1 protein-coding gene is annotated in these 217 nt (G+C 62.2%); it reads left to right on the top strand.

Going from position 1 to position 217, the window contains the following annotated elements:
- On the top strand, positions 1-182 hold a 182-nt coding region (locus ACFHVL_RS31570), incomplete at its 5' end, for an RHS repeat-associated core domain-containing protein (protein WP_416632278.1).
- Positions 183-217 lie beyond the last annotated feature (35 nt).

Here is a 217-nt window from a genome sequence, read left to right as displayed (position 1 = left end):
CCCAGGACCCCACCGGCCTCACCCACATCGGCGCCCGCCACTACGACCCCACCCAAGGCCGGTTCATCTCCCCTGACCCACTCGTCAACCCCGACAACCCACAAACCCTCAACGCCTATGCCTACGCCAACAACAACCCCACCACCCACGGCCCCGGCGTTGTTCCTCTATGTCTGATTTGATCACCGTTTGTTAGATGCCGTAGACGGCGAAGGTG

Source organism: Micromonospora sp. LOL_023 (assembly GCF_048060115.1).
Taxonomy (GTDB): Bacteria; Actinomycetota; Actinomycetes; order Mycobacteriales; family Micromonosporaceae; genus Micromonospora_E.
This window is presented reverse-complemented; position numbering and strand designations above follow the sequence as displayed.